16 protein-coding genes are annotated in these 20,676 nt (G+C 67.2%); 7 read left to right on the top strand and 9 right to left on the bottom strand.

Annotated elements, in window-relative coordinates; translation table 11 throughout:
• Positions 1-12: 12 nt before the first annotated feature.
• The 3 genes from DEF76_RS01745 to DEF76_RS01755 are packed head-to-tail and all read left to right on the top strand — an operon-like array spanning position 13 to position 4,299.
• Positions 13-1,827 carry an ATP-dependent nuclease gene (locus DEF76_RS01745; RefSeq protein WP_114913594.1) on the top strand — a complete coding sequence of 605 codons (1,815 nt, stop codon included), beginning with the start codon at positions 13-15 and terminating at the stop codon, positions 1,825-1,827.
• Positions 1,824-3,092, top strand: a complete 1,269-nt coding sequence (locus tag DEF76_RS01750; RefSeq protein WP_114910854.1) for an ATP-binding domain-containing protein — start codon at positions 1,824-1,826, stop codon at positions 3,090-3,092. Before DEF76_RS01745 ends, DEF76_RS01750 begins: the two co-directional genes overlap by 4 nt.
• 10 nt (positions 3,093-3,102) lie before the next feature.
• Positions 3,103-4,299 (top strand): HNH endonuclease, encoded by a 1,197-nt coding sequence (locus DEF76_RS01755; protein WP_114910855.1) that lies wholly within the window; start codon positions 3,103-3,105, stop codon positions 4,297-4,299.
• 56 nt (positions 4,300-4,355) lie between these two features.
• Here DEF76_RS01755 and DEF76_RS01760 read toward each other — a convergent pair whose 3' ends face one another.
• The 9 genes from DEF76_RS01760 to DEF76_RS01805 all read right to left on the bottom strand — a co-directional run bounded on the left by DEF76_RS01760 (position 4,356) and on the right by DEF76_RS01805 (position 13,774).
• Positions 4,356-5,645, bottom strand: a complete 1,290-nt coding sequence (locus tag DEF76_RS01760) for a hypothetical protein (protein ID WP_205216072.1) — start codon at positions 5,643-5,645, stop codon at positions 4,356-4,358.
• A gap of 84 nt (positions 5,646-5,729) precedes the next feature.
• Positions 5,730-7,085, bottom strand: coding sequence for a tyrosine-type recombinase/integrase (locus DEF76_RS01765; protein ID WP_114910856.1), 1,356 nt, complete (start codon positions 7,083-7,085; stop codon positions 5,730-5,732).
• Between the two features lie 373 nt (positions 7,086-7,458).
• On the bottom strand, positions 7,459-7,965 hold the full coding sequence (locus DEF76_RS01775; protein ID WP_114910857.1) for a GNAT family N-acetyltransferase: 507 nt from the start codon (positions 7,963-7,965) through the stop codon (positions 7,459-7,461).
• Positions 7,962-8,252, bottom strand: coding sequence for a type II toxin-antitoxin system TacA family antitoxin (locus DEF76_RS01780; RefSeq protein ID WP_114913595.1), 291 nt, complete (start codon positions 8,250-8,252; stop codon positions 7,962-7,964). Before DEF76_RS01780 ends, DEF76_RS01775 begins: the two co-directional genes overlap by 4 nt.
• 211 nt (positions 8,253-8,463) lie before the next feature.
• On the bottom strand, positions 8,464-9,576 hold the full coding sequence (locus DEF76_RS01785) for an HlyD family secretion protein (RefSeq protein ID WP_114910858.1): 1,113 nt from the start codon (positions 9,574-9,576) through the stop codon (positions 8,464-8,466).
• Between the two features lie 117 nt (positions 9,577-9,693).
• Positions 9,694-11,424 carry an ABC transporter ATP-binding protein gene (locus DEF76_RS01790; protein ID WP_114910859.1) on the bottom strand — a complete coding sequence of 577 codons (1,731 nt, stop codon included), beginning with the start codon at positions 11,422-11,424 and terminating at the stop codon, positions 9,694-9,696.
• The gene (locus DEF76_RS01795; RefSeq protein ID WP_114910860.1) at positions 11,421-12,572 is read right to left on the bottom strand and encodes a CCA tRNA nucleotidyltransferase; all 1,152 of its coding nucleotides are present in this window, start codon (positions 12,570-12,572) and stop codon (positions 11,421-11,423) included. Before DEF76_RS01795 ends, DEF76_RS01790 begins: the two co-directional genes overlap by 4 nt.
• Before the next feature lie 13 nt (positions 12,573-12,585).
• Complete coding sequence (locus DEF76_RS01800; protein ID WP_240319078.1) at positions 12,586-13,230, bottom strand: CoA pyrophosphatase; 645 nt, start codon at positions 13,228-13,230, stop codon at positions 12,586-12,588.
• Positions 13,202-13,774: a DUF1285 domain-containing protein gene (locus DEF76_RS01805; protein WP_205216073.1), complete on the bottom strand. Its 573-nt coding sequence runs from the start codon at positions 13,772-13,774 to the stop codon at positions 13,202-13,204. Before DEF76_RS01805 ends, DEF76_RS01800 begins: the two co-directional genes overlap by 29 nt.
• 266 nt (positions 13,775-14,040) lie before the next feature.
• Between DEF76_RS01805 and DEF76_RS01810 the strand changes: the two genes are divergently transcribed.
• The 4 genes from DEF76_RS01810 to DEF76_RS01825 are packed head-to-tail and all read left to right on the top strand — an operon-like array spanning position 14,041 to position 20,625.
• Complete coding sequence (locus tag DEF76_RS01810; RefSeq protein ID WP_114910862.1) at positions 14,041-15,036, top strand: AAA family ATPase; 996 nt, start codon at positions 14,041-14,043, stop codon at positions 15,034-15,036.
• The gene (locus tag DEF76_RS01815) at positions 15,033-15,887 is read left to right on the top strand and encodes a DUF58 domain-containing protein (RefSeq protein ID WP_114910863.1); all 855 of its coding nucleotides are present in this window, start codon (positions 15,033-15,035) and stop codon (positions 15,885-15,887) included. Before DEF76_RS01810 ends, DEF76_RS01815 begins: the two co-directional genes overlap by 4 nt.
• On the top strand, positions 15,884-18,547 hold the full coding sequence (locus tag DEF76_RS01820) for a DUF4159 domain-containing protein (protein ID WP_114910864.1): 2,664 nt from the start codon (positions 15,884-15,886) through the stop codon (positions 18,545-18,547). The genes DEF76_RS01815 and DEF76_RS01820 overlap by 4 nt, the downstream gene beginning before the upstream one ends.
• Positions 18,544-20,625: a hypothetical protein gene (locus DEF76_RS01825; RefSeq protein ID WP_114910865.1), complete on the top strand. Its 2,082-nt coding sequence runs from the start codon at positions 18,544-18,546 to the stop codon at positions 20,623-20,625. Before DEF76_RS01820 ends, DEF76_RS01825 begins: the two co-directional genes overlap by 4 nt.
• Positions 20,626-20,676: the final 51 nt, after the last annotated feature.

A 20,676-nucleotide genomic window follows, 5' to 3' on the forward strand; every position in this document is an offset into this window, starting at 1 on the left:
GGGGGCGGAACTTTGCAGATCGCAAAGCTAGAGATCGAGAATTTTCGCGGTATCCGTGAGGGCACGGTCCTGTTCTCGCCCCATACCGTCTTCGTTGGAGCGAACAACTGCGGGAAGACAACGGTCGTCGAGGCGTTAGCGCTTCTGTTTGGCCGAGACCGGATGATCCGCCAACTGACGGAGCACGACTTCTACGGTAGCAATCCGCAGCCGCCAGACCGCATCCGCCTGATCGCAACGGTCATCGACTTCGAAGGCGACGATCCTGCCCAGCACATGGACTGGTTTCGCGACGACAGAGGCGTGGTGAAATGGTGGAATCCGGCGAACGGCGCCGTGATGCCGGCGCGCACCGATCCCGCTTGGCGTCTCGCTTGCCAGGTCGCCTTCTCCGCCCGGTTCCACCGGCCGTCGCTGGAAGTGGAAACGCTGCGGTATTTCCACGATGACGATGCGGTCGACGATGTGTTCTCCGAAGAGAGCACCACCGGCTTTCCGGCACGCTTGATCAGAGACATCGGCTTCTTCTTCGTGCCCGCGGCACGAACATGGGACCGAACGGTCTCGTTCGGATCGGAACTGTTCAGGCGGGTTGTCGCGGCCGGCGAGGGCCAACCATCGGAGTCCGTCCTTAGTGAGCGCGATAGGTTGCGAGTGCCCGATACGCGCCTGGAGGAGGACGAACGCCTCGCACCGATTGTCGCGCAACTGAACCTCGAATTGCGCGGGTTCTTCCGGACAGCGCCGACACTCCATTTGAGAGTGACCGCGACCGACAGCGACGGTTTGCTGGAGTCGGTAGTGTCGCACTACGCGCACGAGGGAGCTGATTTGCCTCTGCCGGCGAGGCGGCACGGCAGCGGGCTGCTGTCGCTACAGCACTTGCTGTTGCTGCTTCAGTTCGGACGACTTCGCGCGGACGCCCAAGAGGGCTTCTGGATGGCGTTGGAGGAGCCTGAGCTTCACGTCCCTCCCGCACTTCAGCGGCGATTGGTCCATCGCATCCAGGCGCTTTCTCAGCAGACGTTCGTTTCAACACACTCGCCGATGGTGGCGGCGCTCGCCGATCCGAAGGGCGTTGCTGTGCTTCGCAACGACAACGGTCAACTCACGTCCATCCCTTTGCTGACGTCCATGCTGCCGGCTGACACACCGAATAGCGTCCGCAAGCTCTTCCAGGTCAATCGCGTCGAGACGATTGCCGCCTTGATGCACGAGTTCGTCTTGGTCCCCGAAGGACGCACCGACTACGAATGGATGGGGCTTCTGGTGCGCGCGGTCGACCTGCACCAAAGCTGGGCAGCAGCAGACGAATGCAGGTTCGACGCTTTTGTCGGCGTGATCCCCACGCATGATGGAGCGGTTGTCCGAACCGTCGACGCCATGGCGCCCCTCCACCCGCGAGTGGTGGCGATCGTCGACGGTGACGCCGAAGGTTTGGGCTACGCCGCCGCCCTCACCGCTGCCGGTGCTCCGAATTCAGGCGTGATCATCCGCTGGGCGGATGGTCAGATGCTTGAGGATACGCTCGGTTGGATCATCGACGCGGACGCGGCCGCCTGCCTTGCGGCAATCCATATCGACAACCCGCCGGCGACGTCGGCGGATTTGGTTGCGCGCCTGAAAAGTGAGAACCGCAATGCCGGTGGGCTCAAGAAAGACACGTCCAGCTACGAGTCCATCGCCGCCGCAATCGGAGCAAACGAAGCTTGCTGTGCACGGGCCCGCTCCCTGCTGAACGGAATCGCGGATCTCGCGAAGGGAGTGGCGAACCCCATGTTTGTCGCCGATGCGAACAACGCTGCGATCAGGGTCTTTCAGCCGTGAGCATTCGCGCGGTCGAGGGGGCCGCGGGTTGCGGGAAAACGCACCGCCTCATGGCGATGCTCGCGGAAACGCTCGCCGCCCATCCGTTGACCGAGGGTCAGCGTGTGCTCGCCTTGACCTTCATGCACGGAGCTCGGCGACGGCTATCGGATCGCCTCAAAGGCGTGGCCGGTCTTGCTGGGCGGGTCCAATGCTGCACTGTGGATGCCTTCGCATGGCGCATTTACCGACGTTGGCGTGGGCTCGCGACCGCACTTGGCGTTCCTGCTACCATCGAGGGCGAGTTCGATGCGGTGTGCGATGCGGCTGGATTGCTGCTTGAACAACCGGACGTTCGCTCGTGGACGGCTATGAGCTTCCCGATCGTCCTCGTGGATGAAGGCCAGGATCTGCGACCGCAGCGCTTGCGCATGTTGGTGGCGCTGTCGGGAGCGACGCACGCGCTGATAGCGGCAGATGAGTTTCAATGCCTAGATCAAGCGCTTCGCCCGAACCCTCTCGTGGCATGGCTGCAGAATGCAGCAGTGCCTGAAACGCTAGTCCAGGTTCGGAGAACAAACGTTGGGGGCCTTCTCGCGGCGGCAACGGCGATCCGGAGCAGCCAGGCGCCGGTGAACGGCCAGGGTTTTCGTATACTGCAGCCAGGCGTGAGCGTGCCGCTTGCGGCCACATTGCTCGCCAACGCAATCGCCTGGCGTCAGGGCGGCGATGTCGCGGTTATCACTCCAGCGCTACAGGGCGGGTATGCGCAGTCGGTAATAGCCAGGGTGGGGCAAGGACCCTGTGGTCAGCAGCAAAATGGGCCGTACTCCATCCACTGGGAAGGAACCGACCGCGATGAGACACAGCGCATCGTCGGAGCCCTCCAGCTTCCTGCGGCCCCCACGGCCACAGAGGCGTTCGCAGCTCTGCGCGCCCTTCCTGCGTCCGGGCCAGCACGAGCGACGATTGATTGGATCAACAATCAGATTCACGCAGTTGGGCGCTTGGCCTTTACCCGCGAGGAAATCGAAGCGGTGATCGCGCGAAACGTAGCGTTGCGCAGGCAGCATGGTGGCGGCGGGTCGCATCTCTTCAACGCAATGACGGTTCAACAGGCCAAAAATCGCGAGTTCGAGGGCGTCGTCGTCATCTGGCCGTATCAGGTGGGGGGCGATGTCGAGCACAAGCGCCGGCTGCTTTACAACGCGGTCACGCGAGCGAAGCGGTGGTGCAACATCATCGTTCAAAGCCAGAATATTCTCGGGTCGGCGCCGTTTGCTTAAGGAGGAACGAGTGCCGATCTGCGCCATTTGCGGCCAGGACATAGCGCCCGCCGATGACTCCGAGGAGCACATTCTGCCCGGCGCGATCGGCGGGCGCCGAACCGTGGGCGGATTCCTGCACGACGGCTGCAATCACCGCTCGGGCCATACCTGGGACGCGGCGCTTGAAAAGCAGCTGCGACCGCTGGCTCTGCATTTCGGCGTGAAGCGCCAACGTGGGCGGACCTTACGCATGGCGGTCACCACGACCGCTGGTGAGAACCTCCTGCTAAACGCCGGCGGCCAGCTGGAAATGGCCCGGCCGGAGATCAAGCGCACGCCGATCCCGGATGGCGAGACCATCGCGGTCAAGGCCGGGTCGATTGCCCAGGCGCGCGACGTGCTGGAAGGGGTGAAGCGCAAATATCCGAAGGTGGACGTGGAGGCGGCCTTGGCCGGCGCCGAAATCCAACGGTCCTACGCGAAGGGCGTCGTGCGCATTGACTTGAACTTCGGGGGCCCATTGTCGGGCCGGTCCCTCGTCAAGAGCGCCTTGGCGCTGGCACACGTGACTGGCCTCCCGATAGTCCAATGCCGCGACGCGTTGGCCTACCTGCGCGATGCCGACGCAGAGCCCTGCTTCGGCTACTACTACGTCGATGACCCCGTCGACGGCCGGCCGCCGGCGATGCCGCTGCACTGTGTCGCCATCGATGCCAATCCTGAGACAGGATTGATCTTGGGCTACGTGGAATACTTCGGCATCCACCGGGCCGTGGTCTGCCTCGGCCGTGACTATGTCGGCGACCGCCTGAAGGCGGTCTATGCCCTCGATCCGCGCACCGGCGAGACCGTGGAAGTCGCGGTGCGCCTCGATTTCGACGTCGCCGATGTGCGGGCGATCTACGATTATGAGCGCGACGATGCCGAAAAGCGGCAACAGGCCTTCGGCGCCGTGTTCGGACCAGTCTTGGGCTCGCATCAGGCCGCTGAACGTGACCGGGTGGTCCGCGACAGCCTGAACTTCGCCTGGGCCAACTGCGGCGGCGTGCCGGATCAGCCACTGACCGCTGAGCATCTAGCAAAGCTGATGGAGCTGTTCGCCGACCGTGCCACGCCGTGGTGGAAGCACGTCACGGGCCTGAGCGATGCGGCGGCGCGCCAACTCGCCTTGGCCTATATCAGCCAGGTGCTGGCCGTAACGCAATCGACGCCGGTTAAGCCTTGAGGGCGAAGGCTCCGGGCTTGACCGGTCTGGTAGACCTGATGCCCGGGCTTCCGCGCTTACCTGCGACGGCGGCGGCGCCAGGGACGATCAGAATCCTCTGTCAGATTCTCCTGCCAATCGTGAATTGACTGGTCCATCTGGCCCATCAAATCTGGCCTGGCGTCCATATCGGCCACAAGGGCAACGCTAACGAACCCCGGCTCGTTCTCGACAGCCGGTAGCCGCCAGACCTCGTATCGCGTCACTCCGTTCTTGGTTCCGGCTGGTGGCGTTGGATTGGGTCCCCATGACATGGCGAGCTTCGGGTCGCGGGTGCGCAATTCATCGAAATCGATCGTCCAACGATGATCCGAGACGGCCCCAAACGCCGGCACGATGCCAGGGATCAGGTAATCACGAACGATGTTGTCAAGGTCATGCAGGACCGAGGCGGGGGTCTTCGGATTTGGCCGAACAACGACCTCAAGTGCTACGGCGACCACCAACGGATTGATGATCCAGTCCCAACGCTTCTTGAACGCAGCGATCTCATCAGCCACTTTCTGCCTGAACGCGGACGAACCACCCGTCGCGATCGGCAGCTCGCCAACCTGCAGCCGGAGCTTCGATTCCCCGATCAAGCTGGCCCACGTAGTCTTGTCGACGCCGGTTGGAATGCCTTTTGGCAACCCGTACATCCAACTCAACACGGGGATGTTTACGCCGCTCCGACCTAATAGCCCACGCTGCGCGCTCCATCGGGCCATCTTGCGATAGGCCTCGTACAGCTCGTCGCCGAGAGCTTTGCGAGAAGGTGCCTCATCGCGAATGAGGTCGCGGAAGGTGTCGATCCACTCGCTTTCGCGATCCTCCTCATAGTAAGCATCCATAGTCTCCGCAGCATGGATGGCCTTGGTAGCCAGCTCTAGGTCGTCGAGCATCGCGGCGAAAGGCCTTGCTTCGATACCGATATTGGGCCGGTCTTCGCCGTGTCGGCACATGACCGAGAGCGCCTGAATTTGGCTATCATCGAAATAAAGCAGGCTCTTCTTCGGCCAATCGATGCCGTCGATCCTCTTGCCGAGGAGATCCAGAAGGTTCTTGGCGATCGTATGAGCGTGGGGCGGCGACTTGTTCGATGTCGCGAGCTCTAGCTTCAAAGCAATACCGCTCCGAAAGGTGCCACGCTTTGCCTCGCTGAGTTGTTCGGCTACCGCGGACTGAAAAGCAGCTCGGTCGGCGGGCGACATCTTTTTCGACTGGGGTTCGATATCGTCGATACTGATGTGGATGCGCCGCCGCCGCCGCTGCTCATAGCGGGCGGATGCGCCGGCGTCGGTCGCCATGAAGCTCTTGAAATCGGTCACCGGCGTCCTTCCGGTCGGAAAGACTGAGACATGTGACGATCTACGCGGTTCGCTTGTCCGGCATCAAGTGCGGGGTAGTCGACGCTATGCAGCAAGACGCTCCTCGCCGGCACCGTCGCTCTCCGTTCCCTCCGCCTTGCAAAGGAAGCGCGCAAGAGCAGCTTTACGGGAGTCGCGATCCAGGGCGTATGCGGTTTGCTTAAATTCCTTCCCGTTCATGAGGCCATCTATGTACCCGGCGATTGTATCCGCCGCCATGATCAGGGCGGTGTCGAGCGCATGGATGTATTTGCTGGTAACAGAGCCCTTTGAGTGACCGACCAAGGCGGCAATCGTCACCTCGGTGAAGCCGAGGTCGTTGGCGATGCTCGCGAAGCTGTGGCGGAGGACGTGTGGCGTCACATCGGAAAGCGGAGAGTCCTTGAAGAGTTGCTCCCAGTGGTTGGGGAAGCTCCCGAACGCGTTGTCCTCGCCACGGCCGGGGAAGACATATGTGCCCGCCTCGTCGGTGCGTCGTTGCTCCAGATACTCGACAACCGGCAACCCGATCGGGCGGATGGATTCGCCTTCCTTGCTATCTTCGAGCCGCAGACAGCTCGCTTCGGTGTCCGCCTCGGTCCACTTCAGGCTGATCATTTCGCTGCGACGGCAGCCAGTCAGGGCGATTTGGCGAATGATATCCACCGTCATCGCGTACCTCTCCTCCTCGGCGGCTTTGCGCAGCATCTCGCCTAGCGTTCGATACTCCGCTTCGGACAGTCGTCGCTTTCGCACGTTGTCCTTTGGCTTGCGGAGACCGTGGGCCGGATTGGACGTGATGATCCCGGCCTCTACCGCATAGGTTAGAATGCCGCCGAGGAGTCCGACCGTTCGCGTGGCCGTTCCGGCCCCACCGCGGACAATGGCCTTGCCGCGCAGCTTCTTCGTTTTAACCGAAACTCGGGTCTTGCCGGCCATGATGTCCTTCAAGACCTTGTTGATGTCGGCCTTGGTCAGATCCTTCACGCGGCGCGTCCCCAGGAGCGGAATGATGTGCCGCTCGATGCGCCCGGTGTCCGTGACAATTGTCGTCGGCTTTTTAGGGCGCCCGCCTTTCCCGAGGATAAGACCTGCGTTGAGGTCATTGAGATAGAGGGTGCAAAGCTCTTTGACCGTGATGGCGTTATGATCAAGCTGGCGTTCTTCAGCGGGATTGTCCCCCTGGGCAACGCGACCCAATTGCACCTTCGCCTCCTGCCTCGCCGCTTCGGCGGTCCAGACGCCATGCAAGCCGATCGTGTAGCGGCGCGAGCGGCCCAATGCCCGGTATTGAAGGACGTAGCTACGCTTGCCAGAAGCAAAGACGCGCAGGCCGAAACCTGGTAGCTCGTCATCCCAGATGACGTAGTCTTTCTCGCGGGGCTCGGCAGCGTCGACGAGCCGCTTCGTGAGCTTAGCCATGGGAATTCTCCCGTCCAAACCCCCATTCTCGCGTAAGCACCACGTAAGCAGCTGGACGCAAGTCGGAGCGTCTCCGAGAGTACGCCGGGCGATTCAAAATTTCAATTTGTTTAGTGATTACAGTAACATAGCGCATCGGAGCGAAACCCATCGTAAAGCGTCGAAGGGCAGGTTAAATTGCTCCGAAGGCAGAGGTCACAGGTTCGAATCCTGTCGGGTGCGCCATTTCAGAACAGAACTCTGAACACCGGCGACGCCCGGCTTTCCGCCCGAAGCGGCGACCAGGGTGCGTAGCAGTTCGGACTTCGATCCCATGATGCGGATTTCCTTGTCCGCGACCTTGACGCGCTGGGCTAGGGCGCACAGGCGATCGTCATGGCGATATCAGGTTCAACGCCGTTCTGATCGGCAGATAGAGGGTGCGTGGCCGCCGGTCCAAAGGCGTGAAACCGAAGGCGGCATAGAAGGCTGCCGCTTGGTCGTCGATCGCGTCGGCGAAGATGGCGTGGGCGCCGATCGGCGCTGTCGCCACGGTCTTGATGGCGTCGAACAGCAGGGCTTCCCCGAGCCCTTGTCCGGCATAATCGCTATGCCGCCCAAGCCAGCCGATCAGCACGGCGGGAACGGTCGGGTAGCGCGGCAGCCTCGTTGCCAGCGGCTCGGGAACCTCGTTCAAGGGCACATTGCTGGACGACAGGGTATAGAAGCCGGCCACTCGATCCGTCGCGATCTCCCTGGCGACGAAACAGGTGGCGTATTTGCGCTTCACGTCCTGCGAGACGGTCTCGCGGAAGTAGCTGTCGACCCGGTCATTGCCGCAGGTGAAATCCGCCCGCTTGTGTGCCTTCGCCAGCGGCTCGATGGCGAAGCGGACGCTCACCGGCGTTCGATCAGCTCGGCATGACGCTTCGCGGCACGGGCCAGCCGCTCGTTCGGTTGGGGCGGATTGATCAGCGCTTCGGCGAAGCGGATTTGGTCCTCGCGCGCAAGACGCATGATCTCGGCATCCTCGACGACGCGCCTTGCGTCCTCGCCGGCGGTAGCGATGAGGTAGCCGGTCAGGGTCAGGCCGCGCAGACGGGCGGCGCGCTGCATCTGGTCATAGACTTGGACCGGAATCCGCGCTTCCAACCGCGCGGTCTCAGCTTCGACTTGCGGCTTGGGCATAAGGATCTCCTTTGCCTTCATCATATACGGCAAAATGCCGTATTGTTCAAGATGCTTCATAGCCCCAGCCCGAGCTGCCGCTTGCGGCTGAACTCCCAGGCGATGCTCTAGAGCGAGGGAGGTTTTGATTGAACCATCCTGTTCCATCAAAACCGGCCAACTTGCTCGCCAAAATAGGGGTGGAGCGTGATCGACTTAAACCGATCGCGCTCTAGCGCACGCTCACCGTGGGCTCGACCGAGATCCCGAGCGGGAGGGGCAGTTGCGGGTCAAGCCCGCTGTCGATATCGATTTTTACCGGCACCCGCTGGACGATCTTGACGAAATTGCCGGTGGCGTTTTCCGGCGGGAAGGCGGTGAATTTGCTGCCCGATCCCTTCTGGATGCTGTCGACATGGCCGGTGAGGGAAAGCGCGGGATAGGCATCGACCCGGATCATGACCTTCTGCCCCGGGCGCATGCGATCGAGCTGGGTTTCCTTGAAATTGGCGGTGATCCAGACTTGCGGCGAGACGATCGCGAGAATCTGCTGGCCGGGCTGGACGAAATTGCCAAGCTCGACATTGCGCTTGGTGATCCAGCCATCCTGCGGCGCGGTAACGTTGGTGAAGCCGAGATTGATCTCGGCCTGATCGAGCGCCGCCTGCGCCGCCTCCACCTGGGCATCGAGCTGCTTCACCTGGGTTTCCGCCGCCGCGATGTTCTGGGCGACGAGATTGGCCTCGGCGAGCTGCGCTTGCGCTTGCCGCACGGCGGCCTCGGCCTGGTCGTCGGCGGCGATGGCGGCGTCGAGCAGTTCGCGCGTGGTCGCCGCCGGCGGCAAGGCGCGCTGACGGCGGAGATCGGATTGCGCCTTCACCGCCGCCGCTTGCGCCGAGGCCACCGCCGCCTGCGCCGAGGCCAGGCGCGCGGGATAGGTGGTTTTGGCGATGTCGAGGCTGATGCGGGCATTGTCGCGCTGGGCGCGCGCGAGTTCGAGCTGGCCGCGCGCCTGGTCGCGGGCGGCGCGGAACGGGCGCGGATCGATCGCGACCAGAAGATCGCCGCGATGGACGAACTGATTGTCATCGACCGCGAGGGTGATCACGTTGCCCGAGACTTGCGGCGCGATGGTGATGGCGCGGCCGTCGGTATAGGCATCATCGGTGCTCACCTCGTCGCGCGTGAGATACCAATAATAACCGGCGGCGGCGACGACGCCGAGCGCGATCAGCGCGAACAGCCCGCGTTTCCAGGGCAGCCGCCGCCGCGAAGGCGCGCGGAGCGGTGCGTTGCGCGTGATATCGGCCGGTGCCGGCTCCTCGGTATCCTGATAGTCCGCCATGCGTCAGCTCCTTGCGGCGCGGGATGAGAGCGGTCTCGCCACGCCAATAAAACCGAACCGTTCGGTCAGCAAGGCGCTCCATGCATCCGGCGCCCCGATTATCATCATTCTGTGATCCTATTCCACAAATGCCTGCGTGCGCACCAGCCGGGCGTAAAGCCCGTCCTCGGCGAGGAGGGCGCGATGCCCGCCCTGCTCGGCGGTGCGGCCGGCCTCCAGCACCACGACGAGATCGGCATCCCGCACCGTCGAGAGCCGATGGGCGACGACGATGGTGGTGCGGCCGGCGCGCAGCCGGGCCAGGGCGGCTTGCACCGCGGCTTCGCTTTCGGCGTCGAGCGCGCTGGTCGCCTCGTCGAGCAGCAGGATGCGCGGGTCGCGGAGAATGGCTCTCGCCAGTGCCACGCGCTGGCGCTGGCCGCCGGAAAGCCGCTGCCCGCCGGGGCCGACGCGGGTTTCAAACCCCTCGGGCAGGGTGGTGATGAACTCCCCCGCCGCCGCCAGCGCCGCCGCCCGCACCGCGGCATCGCTCGCCCCCGGCCGTCCCATGCGGATATTGGCGGCGATGGTATCATCGAACAACAGCGCGTCCTGGCCGACATAGGCGATGGCATCGCGCAGCGAGGCGAGTGTCACCGCCCGCACATCGGCGCCATCGACCAGAACCCGCCCGGCGCTTGCATCCATCAGCCGCGGGATGAGCGCGAGCGCGGTCGATTTGCCCGCCCCCGACGGCCCCACCAGCGCCACCGTCTGCCCCGGTTCGGCGGCAAACGAGAGCCCGCGGAGCCCGGCGCGGCCATCGGGATAGGAGAACCAGACGGCATCGAACACCACCCGCCCGTGGCCCGTGGGCAGCGGCGGCGCGCCCGGCGGGTCGACCACCGACGCCGGCTCGTCGATCACCGCGAAGATGCGGACGAGGCCGGCGAGCCCCTCCTGCAGCGCCGCATTCATCGTCCCGAGGGCGCGCAGCGGGCGCGAGGCGATGAGGAGGGCGGCGACGAAGCCGGTGAAATTGCCGACGCTCGCCCCCCCCATCGCCGCCCGCCAGCCGGCGAAGCCGATCACCGCCGCAACCGCGACGCCGCCCAGCACCTCGAGCACCGGGTCGATCCGCGCCCGCGCCCGCGCCATGCCGTAAAGCGCCCGGTAAAGCCGCGCGAACGCGCCCTCGGCGCGCGCCGTCTCGGCCTCTTCGAGGCGATAGGCGCGGACGGTGCGCGCCTGTGCGAAGCTTTCATGCAACAGCGCCGCGGTCTCGCCCATGCGTTCCTGCATGCCGCCCGAGGCCCGGCGCACTCGCCGCCCGACCCGGTCGATCGGCAGCGCCGCCAGCGGATAAAGCGCCGCCGCGATCAGGCTCAGCATCCAGTCGAGATAAAGCATCGAGCCGATCAGCCCGACCACCGTCAGCACATCGGCGATACCGTTCACCGCCCGCGTCATCGCCTCGCGGATCACCGTCGCGTCGGTCGTGAAACGCGCGGCGAGCTGCGCCGGCGCCTCGCGCTCCAAGCGCGCGAGATCGGCGCGCACGAGATGGCGGAACATGTCCCCTTGCAGGCCGCGAATGGTCTGCAGCACCACGTTCTGGACCGCGACATTCTGAAAATACTGCGCAAGCGCCTTGATCGTGGTGATCGCGAGCACGAGCGCCGGCACCTGATAGAGAATCCGCGCATCTTTCGCGGCAAACAGCGAAAACGCGTGCTCGATCACCACCGGATAAAGCGCGGTCGCGCCCGACATCAGGAGGGTTGCGACGATGACGAGGCCGACCCGGCGCCATTGGCCGCGGATCTGTTCGCGCCAGAGCCGGCGCAGCAGAGGGAGCGTGCCGGTCATGACGCGGTGGTCTCCTTGACGAGGTCGGCGAGGATGGCGCGGCACGCCGCGGCGTCGGGGCAGCCGGCTTGCAGCCACCGCGCCCGGGCTTGCGCGAGCAGGCGGCCGATTTCGGGCCCTGGCGGCACCCCGAGCGCGAGGACATCACGCCCGGCGAGCGGGAAAACCGGCGCTGGGGTCGCGCCGATCCGCGCGGCGAGCGCCTCATCGCCGGCGATCAGGGCGCGGCCGGCGAGGATGTCGGCCGGGGTTTCGGCGAGCGCTTGCGCGAGAAAGCGGGGATCGGGCGGCGGCGCGCGGAGGGCGGCAAGGCGGGCGCGCTCGGCGCGGGAGAGATGGAGGCGATCGGCGAGCGCTTCTGGATCGCCGCGCAGAATGGCGGCAAGGCGGAGCAGCGGATCGGGGCACGCCGGCAACCTCGCCCCGGCATCGGCGCCTTCGGGCAGCACGGCGGCGAGCACGCCGAGTTCGGCCATCAGCCGCAGGGTCGGCGCCGGATCGGGGGCGGCGAGCAGGCGTTTTATTTCGCTCCAGACTCTCTCCGGCGACAGCCCGGCAAGGCCGGGGATGGCAGCCTGCAGGCTTGCTTTCGTCGCCGCATCCGGCGGGGTGCGGCCATAACGCGCCTGAAACCGAAAAAACCGGAGGAGGCGGAGATAATCCTCGGCGAGGCGGCGCGCCGGATCGCCGACGAACCGCACCCGCCCGGCGGCGAGATCGTCAAGGCCGCCGCAATAATCGTAAACCGCGCCGTCCGGCGTCATCGAGAGGGCGTTGATGGTGAAATCGCGCCGCTGCGCATCCTCCTCCCAGGCATCGGTGAAGGCAACGCGGGCATGGCGGCCATCGGTTTCGAGGTCGCGCCGGAGCGTCGTGATCTCGACGGCGCGGGGGCCGGCGAGCGTCGTCACCGTGCCGTGGGCGAGCCCGGTCGGGATGGCGTGCAGCCCCGCCCGGCGCAGCGCCGCCATCACCTCGTCCGGCGGCAGTGGCGTCGCGAGATCGATATCGCTGACGGCGATCCCGAGCACGGCATCGCGCACCGCGCCGCCCACCACCCGCGCCGAGGGGAGGGCCGCGAACACCCGCGCCAAGGCGGGCTCGGCGAGGAAAGCCGGCGGCGGAAGGTGGCAAGCCGGGAGGGTCATAGGCGAGAGGCTATCACAGACCGGGAAGGCTGCGCAGGGCTTCGGCGAGCTGCACCAGGATCGCCGCCGTCGCCCCCCAGATGACATGCTCGGGGTGCGGATAGACCCAGAACTCGCGCATCATGCCGCGAAAGGGGGCGCGCTCGCGGGTTGGCGCGGCGGGATCGAGCACGGTTGCGAGCGGCAGCGTGAAAATCGCCTCGACCTCCGCCGGCGCCGGGCGGAGCGCCATCGCGGGCGGGATCAGGCCGAGCACCGGGGTGATGCGAAAGCCGGTGCCGGTGACATGATCGCAAAGCCGCCCGGCAAGCTCGACCTCAGCGGGATCGAGGGCGATTTCTTCCTCCGCCTCGCGCAGCGCCGCGGCCTCGGGCGAGGCATCGGTGGGGTCGATGCGGCCGCCGGGGAAGCTCACCTGGCCGGCATGGCGGGCAAGGGTCGCGGTGCGTTTGGTCAGCAGCACGGCGGGCTCTGACCCAAGCACCAGCGGCACCAAGACGGCGGCGGCAATCTGCGCGCCTTCCCAGGGTGGGGGTTCGCGCGCTGGCCCGCCGCGCAGTGCGCCGCAGCGGCCGAGCGCGGCGAGGCGGGCGCGCAATTCCTGCTCGGTCATCGCTCGCGCGGCGTCGTTAGAGATCGTCGTCGGCGCAAGAGTCACCGAGGGGGAAAAACCGCCCGCAGCTCCAGACGCCGAGCCGTCGCTCACCGTTCACGTCATGCGGTTCGGCCAGCGCTGCGAGTTCGTAATAGACCGGGCGGGCGATGCGGGCTTCGATCGGGAAGCGCCCGGCGCCATCACGAAGCTTGATATAGGGCGTTGGCGCGCAGGTGATCGGGTCGTGGGCGATCCGGATCGGGTGATCGGGCCCGGCGGTGACAATTTGGTCGATATTGGTTCTGAAGGAAAGCACTTGATCGCGACCATGGCCGCGCCAATCGACCTCGACGGCGACGAAAGGCGCGTCCTCCACCTCGATGCGGCCGCGCTCGCCCGGCGTCTCCAGCCAGAAACTGCCATCGGCTTCGCGTTTTAGAACCGAGGCGAAGAGACAGACCAGCTCTTTGCGCCCAATCGGGCTGCGGCAATAGAGCCAAGTGCCATCGCGGCGGATGAGAAAGGGCATGTCGCCACACTCCACCGGCATCCGCTTGGGGCGCGAGAGCGCCGCCTTCTTCATTCCGATGGCTCCGATATCATTCATGCTCCACCCCTTTCGCCGGTTCTCCGCCCCGCCGCCAACGCGCCTCAAGCGTTCGCGACCCCTCGGGGGCTCGCCCTGCGTAACCCGTGCCCCACATATAGGAACGCTTGCCGGGGCGAGGAAAGAGCGCGCATAGAGATTTCGCGTGCCTTACGTTGCATCTTGGGCCTTCGCGCCGAGCCCGCTCGCCGGCGGCTCTTTGCGGGCGAAGATTGCGAAGGCGAGCGGCGGACGAAAACGGGACAACCAAGGATGGGGCTGCGGTGATGGCGGGCGATAGCGAAAGCACCTTGGCGCTGGCTGAGATCGAGGGGCTGGCGCCGCGTCTCGCAGCACTCCGCGCCGAGATCGGCCAGGCGATTTTCGGCCAGCAGGCGGTTATCGAGCAGACCCTGATCACCTTGCTCGCCGGCGGGCATGTTCTGCTCGTCGGCGTGCCGGGGCTCGGCAAGACGCTGCTGGTCGAAACACTCGGGACGGTGCTGGGCCTTACCGCGCGCCGGGTGCAGTTCACGCCCGATCTGATGCCGGCCGATATTCTCGGCAGCGAAGTGCTCGACGAGGGCGCGGACGGGCGGCGGCGCTTTCGCTTTCTGCCGGGGCCGGTGTTCTGCCAGCTTTTGATGGCCGATGAGATCAACCGCGCGAGCCCCCGCACCCAGTCCGCCCTCCTGCAGGCGATGCAAGAGGGGAAGGTTGCGATCGGCGGCACCGAACATCCCCTGCCGCGGCCGTTTCACGTTCTCGCGACCCAGAACCCGATCGAGCAGGAAGGCACCTATCCGCTGCCCGAGGCGCAGCTCGATCGCTTCCTGATGGAAATCGATATCGGCTATCCCGATCTCGCCGATGAACGCGCCATGCTGCTCGCAACCACCTCCGATCGCGAACTTGCGCTCCGCCCGGTGATCGATGGCGAGGCGCTGCGGGCCGCGCAACGCCTGGTGCGGCGCTTGCCGGTCGGCGAAAGCGTGGTCAGCGCGATCCTCGCCCTGGTGCGCGGCGCGCGCCCCGAAAGCGCAGCGCTCGCCGATCTCGCAAGCCAGATCGCCTGGGGGCCGGGGCCGCGCGCGGCGCAAGCGCTGATGCTCGCGGTGCGCGCCCGCGCTCTGCTCGACGGCCGGATCGCACCCAGCCTCGATGATGTCGTGGCGCTCGCGGCGCCGGTGCTGCGCCATCGCATGGCGCTCACCTTCGCCGCCCGCGCCGACGGGGTGACGCTCGCCGGGGTGATCGCGCGGCTGGTGGAACGCCTGGGATGAGGGCGGCGGCGCGCCGGGCGGAAGCGCTCGCAGCGCGGCTGCCGCCCTTGCTGCTCGCCGCCGAGCGGGTGGCGGCGACGGTTGCCGCGGGCCTCCATGGCCGCCGGCGGGTCGGCGAGGGCGATAGTTTCTGGCAGTTTCGGCCTTTCGCCACCGGCGATGCGACCGCGCGTATCGATTGGCGGCAATCGGCGAAATCGCATCGCACGTTCGTCCGCGAAACCGAATGGGAGGCGGCGCAGACCTGCTTTCTCTGGCGCGATGCCTCGCCCTCGATGCGCTGGCGCTCGGCCTTGGCGCCGGTCGAGAAAGCGGCGCGGGCCGAGCTTTTGCTGCTGGCGCTGGCGGCGCTTTTGCTGCGTGGCGGCGAGCGGGTGCGGCTGATCGATACCGCAACCCCGTTTTCCGCCGGCACGGCAGCCCTCGCCGGCCTCGCCGAGGCGCTGGCGCGCGCGCCGGAAGGCGCCGGCCTGCCGCAAGCGGGCGCGCTGCCGCGCTTTGCCACGGTCGTGCTGATCAGCGATTTTTTGAGCCCGATCACGGAGATCAGTGCCCTGCTCGGCCGCTTTGCGGCGCTTTCGGCGCGCGGCGTGTTGCTGCACATCCTCGACCCCGCCGAGCGCGATCTTCCCTATGACGGGCGGGTGCGGTTTCTCGGCCTCGAAGGCGAAGGCGAGATGGTCATTCCCCGCGTCGAAGGGGTGCGGGCGGCCTATCAGGCGCGGCTTGCGGCGCAAACCGCGGCGGTCGCCGAAAGCGCCCGCAAGGCCGGCTTCGGCTTTGCGAGCCACCTCACCGACCGGCCGCCGGAGACGGCGTTGCTCGCGCTTTATATGGCGCTCGCGGCATGAGCTTCGAGACGCCTTGGCTGCTTGCCGCGCTCGCCCTGCTGCCGGTGCTGTGGTGGCTGCTCCGCGTCACGCCGCCGGCGCCGCGGCGGCAGAGTTTTCCGGCCTTGCGCTTGCTCCTCGGCCTCAAACCCGCCGAGGAAAGCGCCGCGCGCACGCCGCTCTGGCTGCTCGCCCTGCGCCTGCTCGCCGCCGGCCTCATCATTCTCGGCCTTGCCGGGCCGATCAGCGGCGGCGGCGGCGCCTTGCCGGGCAGCGGGCCGTTGCTCCTCGTGATCGACAATTCCTGGGCCGCCGCCGCGACGTGGGGGGCGCGCCGGGACGCTGCCGAGGGGGTTCTCGACCGCGCCGAACGCGCCGGGCGACCGGTCGCTTTGCTGGCGACGGCGCCGCTCCCCGATGGCACGCCGCCGCGCCCGACACCGCCGATGCCGGTCGCCGACGCGCGGGCGCGCCTGGCCGCGATCGTCCCCGAACCCTGGCCGCCGGCGCGCGCGGCGGCGGCGGCGGCGCTCGCGGCAAAGCCTTGGCCGAATGCCGGCATCGTCTATCTCCCGGATGGTCTCGCGGCGCCCGATGACCGCGCCTTCGCCGCCGCCCTCGCCGCGATCGGCCCGGTTCTGGTCTTGCAAGGGGCGCCGATGCCGCCCCGGCTTTTGCTGGCGCCGCGGGTCGCCGGCGAAGCGCTCGCGGTGCGGCTCGCGCAGTTGCCGGTTGCCGGGCCGAGCCCACCCGCCATTGTGCTTGCCGAAACCGGCGATGGCCGCGCCCTGGCGCAAACCGCGATCACGCTCGGGCCTGGGGCTGCGGGCGGCGAGGCGGCGTTTCGCCTGCCGCCGGAGATCCGCAATCAGCTCGCCCGGCTGGTGCTGGCGGGGCCGGCCTCGGCGGGTGGCGTGGTTTTGCTCGACGAGCGCTGGCGCCGCCGCCCGGTCGGGCTTGCCGCGGCCGACGCGATCAGCGCCGAGGTGCCGCTGATCGGCGATCTCTACTATCTCCGGCGCGCGCTCTCCCCCTATGCCGAGATTCGCGAGGGCAATCTCGCCGATCTGCTGGCCCGGCCGCTCTCGGTCCTCATCCTCGCCGACCGGCCGATCGCCGATGCCGATGAGGCCGCCGCGGTCGCCCGTTTCGTCGATGGCGGCGGCGTTTTGGTCCGCTTCGCCGGGCCGCGGCTCGCCGAACACCCCGACAGCTTCCTGCCGGTGCGGCTGATCACCGGCGATCGCGCGATCGGCGGCGCGATGTCCTGGGGGCAGCCCGCGCATCTCGCGCCGTTTCCGCCCACCTCGCCCTTCGCCGGTCTTTCGGTGCCCGATGAGGTGACGGTCACCCGCCAGGTGCTCGCCGAGCCGACGGCGGCGCTCGCCGGCCAGACTTGGGCCGCGCTCAGCGACGGCACCCCGCTGGTGACCGCTGCGGCGCGCGGGGCGGGGCGGGTCGTGCTGTTTCATGTCACCGCCAATGCCGATTGGTCCGATCTGCCGCTTTCTGGCCTTTTCATCGAGATGCTGCGCCGGATCGTCGGGCTTTCCGCCGGGATCGCGGCGCCGCGCGATGCCGCGCCACTCGCCCCGGCCGAGACGCTCGACGGGTTCGGCGTGCTCGGCCCGCCGGGCTCTAGCGCGCGCCCGCTCGCCGTCGCCGCGTTTCTGACGACGCCGCCCTCGCCCGCCTTCCCGCCCGGGCTCTTTGGGCCGGAAAACGCGAGGGTTGCGCGCAATCTCGCCGATGGCCTGCCACCGCTCGCCGCCGCCGGCGCGATCGCCGGCGCGCGGGTCGCAGATTATGGCGCGCTTGGCCGCACGCGCGCCTTCGGCCCCGACCTGCTGGCGGCGGCGCTCGCCCTCTTCGTGCTCGATCTGCTGCTTTCGCTGTTCCTGCGCGGGGTTTTACGCGCCCGCTGGGCCGCGCTCGCCCTTCTCCTCGCCGTGCCGATCGCAGGGCGCGCGGAGATGCCGGCGAGCGACAATCCGGCGCTGCAAACGCGGCTCGCCTATGTCGTGACCGGCGATGAGGATGTCGACCGAGTGTCACGGAGCGGCCTTGCCGGGCTTTCCGATTACGTCAACGAGCACACCGCCGCCAGCCTCGCAGCACCGACCGCGGTGACGCCGGGGAGCGACGATCTGAGCTTCTATCCGCTGCTCTATTGGCCGATCACCACGGCGCCGCCGGCCGCCGGCGAGGTCGCGGCGCTCAATGACTATATGAGCCATGGCGGCATCATCCTGATCGACACCCGCGACGCCGATGCCGGGGCCGCGTTCAATCCCGGGGGGGCGGCGATGCTGCGCCGGCTCGGCGCCGCGCTCAGTATTCCGCCGCTCGCACCGCTCACCGTCGATCACGTGCTGGCGCGGACCTTTTATCTGCTCCGCGATTTTCCCGGGCGTTATGACGGCGCGACGGTCTGGGTGCAGCGCGATCAGGACCGCAGCAATGACAGCGTGAGCCCGGTGATCATCGGCGCCAATGACTGGGCGGCGGCCTGGGCGACCGATGCCGACGGCCACCACCCCTACGCCGTCATCCCCGGCGGCGAGCGCCAGCGCCTGCTCGCCTACCGTTTCGGGGTCAATCTCGTGATGTATGCCCTGACCGGCAATTACAAGGGCGATCAGGTGCATGTGCCGGCACTTCTGGAGCGGCTTGGGCAATGAGCGCGGCCAATACGATCGCCGCCCTTCGCTTCGCGCCGCTGGTGCCGCTCTGGCTGCTCGGCCTCTTGGCGCTCGCGGCGCTTATTGTGCTGGCGCCGGCGCTGTGGCGGCGGGCGCGGGGGGTTTGGTGGCGGCTGGCCGCGTTTCTCGTTCTGCTGCTCTGGCTCGCCGGGCCGCGCCTGGTGCAGGAGACGCGGCAAGGCTTGAGCGATATCGGTTTGCTGGTGATCGATCACAGCGCCTCGATGGCGATCGGCGAGCGCGCCGCACTTGCGGACGCGGCGCGGGCGCGGCTCGTCGAAGACGCGGCAAAATTCCCCGATCTCGAGCTTCGCAGCGTCATCGTCCCCGATACCGGCCATGACGGCACGCAGCTTTTCGCCGCAGCGCGGCGGGCGCTCGCCGATATTCCCGAAAGCCGCCGCGCTGGCATCATCGCGATCACCGATGGCGAGGTCCATGACATTCCCGCCAAGCCCGATTGGGGGGGCGCGCCGCTGCAGGTGCTGATCCCGGCCAAGGGCGAGGAGACCGATCGTAGCCTCCGCGTCCTCGAGGCGCCGGGCTATGGCATCGTCGGCCGCTCGGTCACTCTGCGGGTCGAGATCGACGATCTTGGCGTCGCCCGCCCGGCGCGCGAGACGGCGCTGACGTTGCGGCGCGATGGCGAGCCGCCGCGCGTCCTGCAAGCGCCGATCGGCCACCCCTATGACATCGAAATCCCGATCACGCGGGCCGGCCCCTCGGTGATCGATCTCCAAGCGGCGCCCCTCCCTGGGGCGGTGACGGCGCTCAATGCCCGCGCCGTCGTCACCATCAACGGCGTGCGTGATCGCCTGCGGGTTCTTCTGGTCTCTGGCGAGCCGCATCCCGGCGAGCGCACCTGGCGGCGTCTCCTGAAAGCCGATCCGGCGGTCGATCTCGTTCATTTCACCATCCTCCGCCCGCCCGAGAAGGACGATCTGACGCCGCTCAACGAGCTGGCCCTGATCGCCTTTCCGGTGCGCGAATTGTTCCAAGTCAAGATCAACCAGTTTGATCTGATTATTCTCGACCGCTTCCAGAGCCGCGGCATTCTCCCGATGATCTATCTCCAGAATATCGCCGACTATGTCCGCCGGGGTGGGGCGCTGTTGATGAGCGTCGGGCCGGAATTCGCCGGCCCCGGCAGCCTGAGCGCAACCCCGCTCGCCGATATTCTGCCGGCCGAGCCGGCGGAGGGGGAGGATGCGGTGGTCAACGGCGCGTTCCGCCCGCAGGTGACGGCGCTCGGCGAACGCCATCCGGTGACCGCCGCTCTTCCCGGCTGGCATGAGGGGGCGGCGCCGGCCTGGGGGTCGTGGTATCGCCATATCGCGGTCGGCGAGGGGCATGGCCAAGTGGTGATGCAGACGCCGGACGGCCAGCCGCTCTTGCTGCTCGATCATGTCGGCAAGGGGCGGGTCGCGCTGTTGCTTTCCGATCAGATCTGGCTCTGGTCGCGCGGCCATCAGGGCGGCGGGCCGCAAGCGGAATTGTTGCGGCGGGTCGCGCATTGGCTGATGAAGGAGCCCGAGCTCGAGGAAAACGCCCTTTCGGCGCGCATCGAGGACGGGCGCCTTTCGATCGAAAGCCGCAGCCTCGCGGCCCATCCGCCGGGCGCGGTGACGGTGACCGACCCCGAGGGGCGAAAGAGCACGGTCGCGCTGAGCGAGACCGCGCCGGGACGGGCGACGGCGACACTACCGGCAAGCGTGCCCGGCGTGTGGCGGGCGGATGCGGACGGGCGCACCGCTTTCGCCGCCGCGGCCGGCGGCGACCCGCTGGAAATGGCCGATCTCCGCGCCACCGCGACCAAGCTCGCGCCGCTGGTTGCGGCGAGCGGCGGCAGCATCCATTGGCTCGACCCCGACGGCGCGCCGGCGCTCCGCCGCACCGAACCCGATGCCCGCGGCGCCGGCGCGCATTGGATTGGCTTGCGCCGCAATCACGATCACATCGTGACCGGCATCGCGGCGTTGCCGCTCTTGCCGAACGTCGCCGCATTGGCGATCATTCTCGCGCTCATGCTCATCGCCTGGCGGCAAGAAGGCCGATGAGCGGCGCGAGCCACCATCGACAGCAGGGAGGGGTGTGTCTTCCAAAACATC

It is taken from the genome of Acidibrevibacterium fodinaquatile, from assembly GCF_003352165.1.
GTDB lineage: Bacteria > Pseudomonadota > Alphaproteobacteria > Acetobacterales > Acetobacteraceae > Acidibrevibacterium > Acidibrevibacterium fodinaquatile.